The organism is Streptomyces sp. rh34, from assembly GCF_002551245.1.
GTDB lineage: Bacteria > Actinomycetota > Actinomycetes > Streptomycetales > Streptomycetaceae > Streptomyces.
Genome location: NZ_NTGZ01000337.1, coordinates 1 through 7,110, shown reverse-complemented (window position 1 = coordinate 7,110; position 7,110 = coordinate 1). Strand labels below are relative to the sequence as shown.

The following is a 7,110-nucleotide window of genomic DNA, read 5'->3' as shown; positions in this document are numbered from 1 at the left end:
TTGCCAGCCCGCTCAGAGATGTGTATAAGAGACAGGGGCAGTGGAGCGGCGGGGCGGCGGGGCAGGCACGACGCCCTGACGGCCCGTCGCCCTTCCGGGAGCGGGTGGGCTCTCCGGTCGCTGGTCCCTGGTCCCCGGCCCTTGGTCCCCGGTCCCCGGCCCTTGGTCCCCGGCCCCCGGCCCTTGGTCCCCGGTCCCCGGCCCCTGGTCCCCGGCCCCTGGTCCCCGGTCTCCGGCCCCCGGTCAGCCGATCGGCGCGCGGGCCTCTTCGCGGACCTTGGCCGTCTCCGCCGCGACCGCCGCCAGGTCGATGGACTTGGCGTCCTTGAGCACGCTCTCCGGACGGATCAGCGCGATCATCGCGGCGGTGTTCTCGTCGCCCCAGGCGCACATGGGGATGTTCGCGACGCCACCGGCCTCGTTCGACTGCACGATCTGGCACTCGATCGTGATGTCGTACCCCTCGGGCCTGAACTCCTTGGCGGGCACGACGAGCTTCGCGCCGTCGGCCTCCGCCGCCCCCTCCATGATCTTGCCGCGCATGAAGGCGGGGCTGGCCAGCCGCCCGTACATCCCCGAGAGCACCAGGGCGCCGCCCTTGTCCGACGCGTAGTGCGCGACGACCGCCTCGCCGTCCCGGATGCTGGGGTCGGGAGTGTCCTCGATCTCCTTGCCCTCGGTCTCCGACAGGTCCCGGCCCAGGCTGAACTCGCCGTCCAGGAGCTTCTGCCGCACGAGGAGTTCGTACTCCGCCTTCGGGTACGCCAGGTCGGTGCCCTTTTCGGCGAGCTGGGTGACGCCGAAGACGATCGCGCCCGCCACCACGACCGCGCCGACCGCGATTCCGACGATGAGCCCGGTCCGCTTCCCGCGCGGCGGCTGCGGGCCCTGGGGCGGCCAGCCGCCGGCCGCGCCCGGGCCGCCTCCACCGGGTATGCCGGGCTGACCCCAGCCGCCCTGCTGGGGCGGCGGGGGCTGCTGCGGGTAGCCGTAGGGCTGCTTCGGCACGGGCCCCGGCGCGGCCGGCGGCGCGCCGTAGGGGTTCTGGCCGTAGGGGTTCTGCGGGGGCGGCGGCCCGTACGGGCCCTGCGGCGGGTGCGGCGGGGTGGTCATGCGCTCACCGTACGACACGTTTGCGAACGGAATTTCGACGCGTCCGATATCGGTATCAGGTCGAGAGCATCGGCCCTGAGCAGCCTGTCCGCCCACCGCATCCCCCCTCTCCTCACCTCCCCTCCCCTCCCATCGGTCGCCCCCATCGCTCAGCCCAACGGCTCGCGCCTGCGCAGCCAGACCTCCGGCGCCCCGGCCGTCCCCGTTGCCGCCCCGACCACGCCGCCGGTGATGGCGCACGTGGTGTCGACGTCGCCGAGGCCCTCCGCGGTCGCCCAGAGCGCCGCCTCCAGGTCGCCCCCGTGGCGGGTCGCTGTCCACAGCGCGAAGGGCACGGTGTCGTCGGCCCGGATGCGCTGTCCGTTTCCGAGGAGGTCCGCGGCCTTCCACGGTTCCGTGGTGAACGGCGTCCGCGCGGCGCGCCGCACTCCGTCGCGTACCGGCCCTTCGGGCGTGCGGTCCGCCACCGCGTCCAGCGTCAGTTCGCCGCGCGCCGAGAGCGCCGCCGCCACCGCGACGGCCACCGCGCCCGCGATGCCGTCCGGGTGGGCGTGGGTGACCTCCGCCGAGAGTGCGGCCTGTGCCGCGACGTGGTCCAGGTTCTCGTGGAACCGGGCCCCGAGCGGCGCGACCCGCATGGCCGCCCCGTTGCCGAGGCTGCCGCCGTCGAAGAGGCCGGGGGCCAGGGTGCGCCAGTCGGCCGGGGCCTCCAGCAGCCGGGGCAGCAGGAGGTGCATGCCGTGGCCGTAGCCGCGCGCCTGGTCGGCGTCGAAGGCCAGGGCGTAGCAGAGCGCCAGATGGTCCTGGTCGACGTGTCCGTGCTCGTCGAGGGAACGGTGCAGGGCGAGCGCCAGGGCCGTGTCGTCGGTCCAGTGCCAGAGGGGCTCCGGCGGGGTGCGGCGGGCCCGGATCTCGTTCGCGGCCCGCCGGGGCTCGCGGAAGAGCGGGAACCACCGCTCCCCGAACGCGTCGCCGAGCGCGAGGGCTTCGAGGCTGCGGCGGGCGGCGGTGCGACCGGCGGCGGTGGCTGCGGGCGGGTTCGTCGTCATGCCCGCATCGTGACCGCCGGGACCCGGTGGCGTACATCCATTATCGGCACGCGAGCCCGGGGCCGGGGCGGGGCCGGGGCCGGGGCCGGGGCAGGACCGCGCCCGGTCGGTCCGCCGGGGCCGAGGGGGCGGGCCGTCCCGGTCCGCCGGACGCCGCCGCGCCACGTTTCCTCAGGCGGCGTCGGCCGCGCCCTCCTCGATCGCCTCCGCGACCTCCGCCACCCGGGCTCGCTCCTCGACGGCGAAGCGTTCGCGGTCCAGTTCCTCGGCTATCGCCTCGTCCTGGGACATCAGCAGGTCGAGGTCGGAGTCGCCGAGGTCGAGGACACCCATGTCGACGTACGCCCTCTGGAGCCGTGGGCCCCACAGGCCGATGTCCTTGACGCACGGGACGATCCGGCTGAACAGGAGCTTGCGGAAGAGCTGGAGGAACTCGGAGTGCTCCGAGAGGTCCTTCGCCTCCTGCCTGCCGATGCCGAAGTTCTCCAGGACCTCGACGCCGCTGAGCCGGTCGCGCATCAGGTAGCAGCCCTCGATGACGAACTCCTCGCGCTCACGGAGTTCGGCGTCGCTCAGCTGCTTGTAGTAGTCGCGCAGCGCCATCCGCCCGAAGGCGACGTGCCGGGCCTCGTCCTGCATGACGTACGCCAGGATCTGCTTGGGCAGCGGCTTGGTCGTGGTGTCGCGGATCATCCCGAAGGCGGCCAGCGCCAGGCCTTCTATGAGGACCTGCATCCCGAGGTAGGGCATGTCCCAGCGGGAGTCGCGCAGGGTGTCGCCCAGCAGCCCCTGGAGGCTGTCGTTGACCGGGTAGAGCATGCCGATCTTCTCGTGCAGGAACCGCCCGTAGATCTCGGCGTGCCGGGCCTCGTCCATGGTCTGCGTGGCGGAGTAGAACTTGGCGTCCAGGTCGGGGACGGACTCCACAATGCGCGCCGCACAGACCATCGCGCCCTGCTCGCCGTGCAGGAACTGGCTGAACTGCCAGGAGGTGTAGTGCTTGCGCAGCTCGTCCCGGTCCCTCTCCGTCATCTTCGCCCAGTGCGGGGTGCCGTACAGGGTGAGCGCCTCGTCGGGGGTGCCGAGCGGGTCTGCGGGGTCGACCTCCAGCGACCAGTCGATGCGCTTGTCGCCGTCCCACTGCTTGTCCTTGCCCTTCTGGTAGAGGGCGAGGAGGCGTTCGCGGCCGTCGTCGTAGTCCCAGCTGAACCGGGCGGCTCCGGTGGCGGGGACCTGCCAGGTCGGCTCCGTGGGCGGGGTGGTGTAGAGGTCATGGGTGGACACGGGCGGCTCCTTCACCTCGAATGGCTCGACTCGATCGACAAGTTCCATGAGGCCGAAGGCAGTTGAGCGCTCGTCGGCCGCCTCCCGGCAGGTTCACACGTTGGTAGACAGCGAGTCAACAAGTCGTGCGGAGTCGCGCCCAAGGGATTGACGGCCTTGCTGACAAGCAGTCTCATAAGAGGTGACCGCCGGTAACTCCCGTTCCCGGTAACCCCTGTGTGAGGTGCTCCCGCCATGACGCCCGTCACCGCTCGCGATGTCACCGTGCCGCGCGACGCACTCGGCCCGCTCCGCGACCGCGAGCAGGTCGCCCTGCGGCTGCTCGAATCCTCGGCCAGGCACTCCTTCGACCCCGACGCCGAACTCGACTGGGACGCGGCCGTCGAGGAGGGCAAGTGGTTCTGGCCGCCGGAACTGCTCTCGCTGTACGGGACCCCGATGTGGGACCGCATGTCCGAGGAACAGCGGCTGGACCTCTCCCGGCACGAGGCCGCCGCGCTGGCCTCGCTCGGCATCTGGTTCGAGATCATCCTGATGCAGCTGCTGGTCCGGCACGTCTACGACAAGCCGGTGACCAGCAACCACGTCCGCTACGCGCTCACGGAGATAGCCGACGAGTGCCGGCACTCGATGATGTTCGGCCGCATGATCGACTGGGGCGGCGCGCCGACGTATCCGGTGCCGCGCGTCTACCACAATCTGGCGCGGGTCCTGAAGACCGTCTCCACCACCCCCGGTTCGTTCGCCGCGACCCTGCTGGGCGAGGAGATCCTCGACTGGATGCAGCGCCTGACCTTCCCGGACGAGCGGGTGCAGACCCTGGTGCGCGGCGTGACCCGGATCCACGTGATCGAGGAGGCCCGGCACGTCCGGTACGCCCGGGAGGAGCTGCGCCGCCAGATGGTGACCGCCCCGCGCTGGGAGCGGGAGCTCACCAAGGTCAGCTGCGGCGAGGCGGCCCGGGTCTTCTCCGTCTGCTTCGTGAACCCGCAGGTGTACGAGAACGTCGGCCTGGACCGCCGCGAGGCCGTCGCCCAGGTGAAGGCGAGCGGCCACCGTGCGGAAGTCATGCAGTCCGGCGCGAAACGGCTCACCGACTTCTTCGACGACATCGGGCTGCTGAACGGCGTCGGCCGCCGGCTGTGGCGAAGCTCCGGTCTGCTGGCCTGAAAGCCGTGCGGACGGGGAGGGCGCCCGATCGACAGGGCCTAGGCTCAGAGGCATGACCTCCACCGCCGCAGTCCCGCCGCCCCGGGCGACGTACCGCAGGCTCAGCGTCGAGGAGCGCCGCGCCCAGCTGCTGCTCGCCGCGCTCGGCCTCTTCGCCCACCGGGCGCCCGACGAGGTCTCGCTCGACGAGGTGGCGGTGGCGGCCGGGGTGTCCCGGCCGCTGGTCTACCGCTACTTCCCGGGCGGGCGGCAGCAGTTGTACGAGGCCGCGCTCGGCTCGGCGGCCGATGAGCTGACGCTGTGCTTCACCGAACCGCCGGTGGGCCCGCCCACCGAGCGGGTCGCCCGGGTACTGGACCGCTATCTGCGCTTCGTCGACGAGCACGACACCGGGTTCAGCGCCCTGCTGCGGGGCGGCAGCGTCGTGGAGACCTCCCGCACGACGACGATCGTGGACGGGGTGCGACGGGCGGCGGCCGACGAGATCCTGCGCCACCTCGGGCGGATGGGCGGGGCCGGGGAGCAGCCCGCCGGGCCGCGGCTGCGGATGATGGTGCGCAGTTGGATCGCCGCCGTCGAGGCGGCCTCGCTGATCTGGCTGGACGACGGGAAGCGGCCGGCCGCGGCCGAGCTGCGCGGCTGGCTGGTCGACCATCTCCTCGCCCTGCTCGCCGCGACCGCCGCCACGGACCCGGAGACCGCGGCGGTGGTGAGCGACCTGCTGGCCCTGGAGAGGGCCGACGGCCCGGCCGGACAGCTGGCGGAACGGGTGATTCCGGTCGTCGCGGAGGCGGCGCACCTGCTGCCCGCCGCCGCTGCGTCAGACTGACCGGGTGAAGAGCGAGAACACCCCTTTCCGAGGCGGCCCCCTGGATGGCCGGGTCCTGCCGATCCTGCTCGGCCCGACCGGCCATCCCCCGAAGTGGTACGAGGTCCCGGTGCCCTCCCCCGACGGCGGCCCCGCCACCGTGTACGCCTACCAGCGGGTCCCGGCCGGCTACACCAAGCGGCTCGGGCTCCAGCGCGGCTGGGTGTACGAGTACGCCCCCGGGGGCCGCGAGCACCGCACCCTCAAGTGGCCCTGGTCCAGGACTCCCCCGAACTCCCCGGGCCGCGACTGAGCGGCGGGCGGCGGCCCGGGGGGCACAGGCCCTAAGATCGACGGTCAGGCGCCGGAGGACGGGTCACCCGGTCGCCGAAAGACGGTCACAAGGGGGGTGCGCCATGGAGGCGCTGCGTCAGGACGATCCACGCCGCTTCGGCCGCTTCACCGCGCTGGCCCGCTTCCACGAAGGCGCGAGCGCCGTGCGGTACGTGGCACGGGACACCGCATCCGGCGAAGTGGCCCTCATCACCGCCGCGCGGCCCGAGCTGGCCGCCGTACCGGCGTACCGCCGCCGCTTCCAGGCCGAGGCGCGCACCGCCGAACGCCTCGCGGGCGGCTGGGTGGCCCCGCCCCTGGACACCGGCGAGGAGCCGGAGGCCCCGGCGGACGGGCCGGAACCCCTGTGGACGGCGGCGGGTTACGTCCCCGCGCTGCCGCTGGCCGAGGCGATCGGGATCGCCGGACCACTGGACGAGCGGGCCCTGCGGATACTGGGCGCGGGCATCGCCGAGATCCTCTCCCGGGTGCACGCCGCCGGGGCCGTGCTCCAGGGGCTGGCCCCCGGCACGGTGCTGCTGGCCGCCGACGGCCCCCGCCTCACCGCCTTCGGCCCGCTGGGCGCCGCCGCGTCGGCGGAGGTGGGGCCGGGCGGCCAGCTGTCGGTGCGGCTGGGCTATCTGACGCCCGAGCAGATCGAGGGCAAGGAGGTCTCCGCCGCCTCCGACCTGTTCGTGCTGGGGCTGCTGCTGGCGTACGCGGCGACCGGGACGACCCCGTTCACGGAGGGTCCGGCCGAGGAGGCGGCCCGCCGGATCGCCGGGGACGAGCCCGGACTCGACGCCGTACCGGAGGCGTTGCGCGAGCTGATCGCGAACTGCCTGGCGAAGGACCCGGCCGAGCGGCCCACCGCCGGCACGGTCGCCGCCGAACTGGCCCTGGAGGGCGCGGCGGGGCTCGTCCGGGGCGGCTGGCTCCCCGAACGGCTCGCGGCGGCGGTCGCGGACCAGGAGGCGCGGGTCCTGGCCCTGGAGGTGCCGGAGGAGGGCCCGGAGACGCCCGAGGAGGGCCCGGAGGCGGCATCGGAGGAGGCGCCGGAAGCGGCCCCGGCTCCTGTCGTGGCGACGGCCCCGGAGTCCGTGGAAGGCCCGACGGCCCAGGAGCCCGCCGCCCCGCCGGTGTCCGCGGGCGACGGGGACACCGGGGAGGACCGGGGCACCACCCGGTTCCTCAACACCGGGCCACGGCCGCCGCGGAACGACCGCCCGACGACACAGCTCGCCGTCCCCCACGAACTCACCGCGCCCCCGGAGGCCGCCCCCGCCCCGGCCGCCCACCCGCTGCCGCCCGCCCTGCCCTCCCCACCCTGTCTCTTATACACATCTCTGAGCG

The 7,110-nt window shown here is 73.7% G+C and carries 7 protein-coding genes; 4 read left to right on the top strand and 3 right to left on the bottom strand.

Annotated features, from left to right (window positions below):
* Positions 1–243 precede the first annotated feature (243 nt).
* The 3 genes from CR470_RS34485 to CR470_RS34475 form a co-directional block, all read right to left on the bottom strand.
* Positions 244–1,113: a hypothetical protein gene (locus tag CR470_RS34485; protein WP_097871364.1), complete on the bottom strand. Its 870-nt coding sequence runs from the start codon at positions 1,111–1,113 to the stop codon at positions 244–246.
* A 149-nt stretch (positions 1,114–1,262) separates the two neighbouring features.
* A complete protein-coding gene (locus CR470_RS34480; RefSeq protein WP_097871363.1) occupies positions 1,263–2,162 on the bottom strand; it encodes an ADP-ribosylglycohydrolase family protein in 900 nt (299 codons plus the stop codon).
* Between the two features lie 171 nt (positions 2,163–2,333).
* Complete coding sequence (locus CR470_RS34475; protein ID WP_097871362.1) at positions 2,334–3,446, bottom strand: ferritin-like domain-containing protein; 1,113 nt, start codon at positions 3,444–3,446, stop codon at positions 2,334–2,336.
* 234 nt (positions 3,447–3,680) lie between these two features.
* Here CR470_RS34475 and CR470_RS34470 point away from each other — a divergent pair, with 234 nt between their 5' ends.
* From CR470_RS34470 to CR470_RS34455, 4 genes are all read left to right on the top strand, one after another.
* Positions 3,681–4,616 carry an AurF N-oxygenase family protein gene (locus CR470_RS34470; RefSeq protein WP_097871361.1) on the top strand — a complete coding sequence of 312 codons (936 nt, stop codon included), beginning with the start codon at positions 3,681–3,683 and terminating at the stop codon, positions 4,614–4,616.
* Positions 4,617–4,668: 52 nt separating this feature from the next.
* A complete protein-coding gene (locus CR470_RS34465; protein ID WP_097871360.1) occupies positions 4,669–5,445 on the top strand; it encodes a TetR/AcrR family transcriptional regulator in 777 nt (258 codons plus the stop codon).
* A gap of 4 nt (positions 5,446–5,449) precedes the next feature.
* Positions 5,450–5,737 carry a hypothetical protein gene (locus CR470_RS34460; protein ID WP_097871359.1) on the top strand — a complete coding sequence of 96 codons (288 nt, stop codon included), beginning with the start codon at positions 5,450–5,452 and terminating at the stop codon, positions 5,735–5,737.
* Between the two features lie 103 nt (positions 5,738–5,840).
* Positions 5,841–7,110, top strand: a 1,270-nt coding sequence (locus tag CR470_RS34455) for a protein kinase domain-containing protein (RefSeq protein ID WP_179892471.1), incomplete at its 3' end; no start/stop codon positions are given.

Excerpts from the sequence above, each read along its gene's own strand:
- CR470_RS34485 (WP_097871364.1), bottom strand. The coding sequence starts at position 1,113 with ATGACCACCCCGCCGCACCCGCCGCAGGGCCCGTACGGGCCGCCGCCC.
- CR470_RS34480 (WP_097871363.1), bottom strand. The coding sequence starts at position 2,162 with ATGACGACGAACCCGCCCGCAGCCACCGCCGCCGGTCGCACCGCCGCC.
- CR470_RS34470 (WP_097871361.1), top strand. The coding sequence starts at position 3,681 with ATGACGCCCGTCACCGCTCGCGATGTCACCGTGCCGCGCGACGCACTC.
- CR470_RS34465 (WP_097871360.1), top strand. The coding sequence starts at position 4,669 with ATGACCTCCACCGCCGCAGTCCCGCCGCCCCGGGCGACGTACCGCAGG.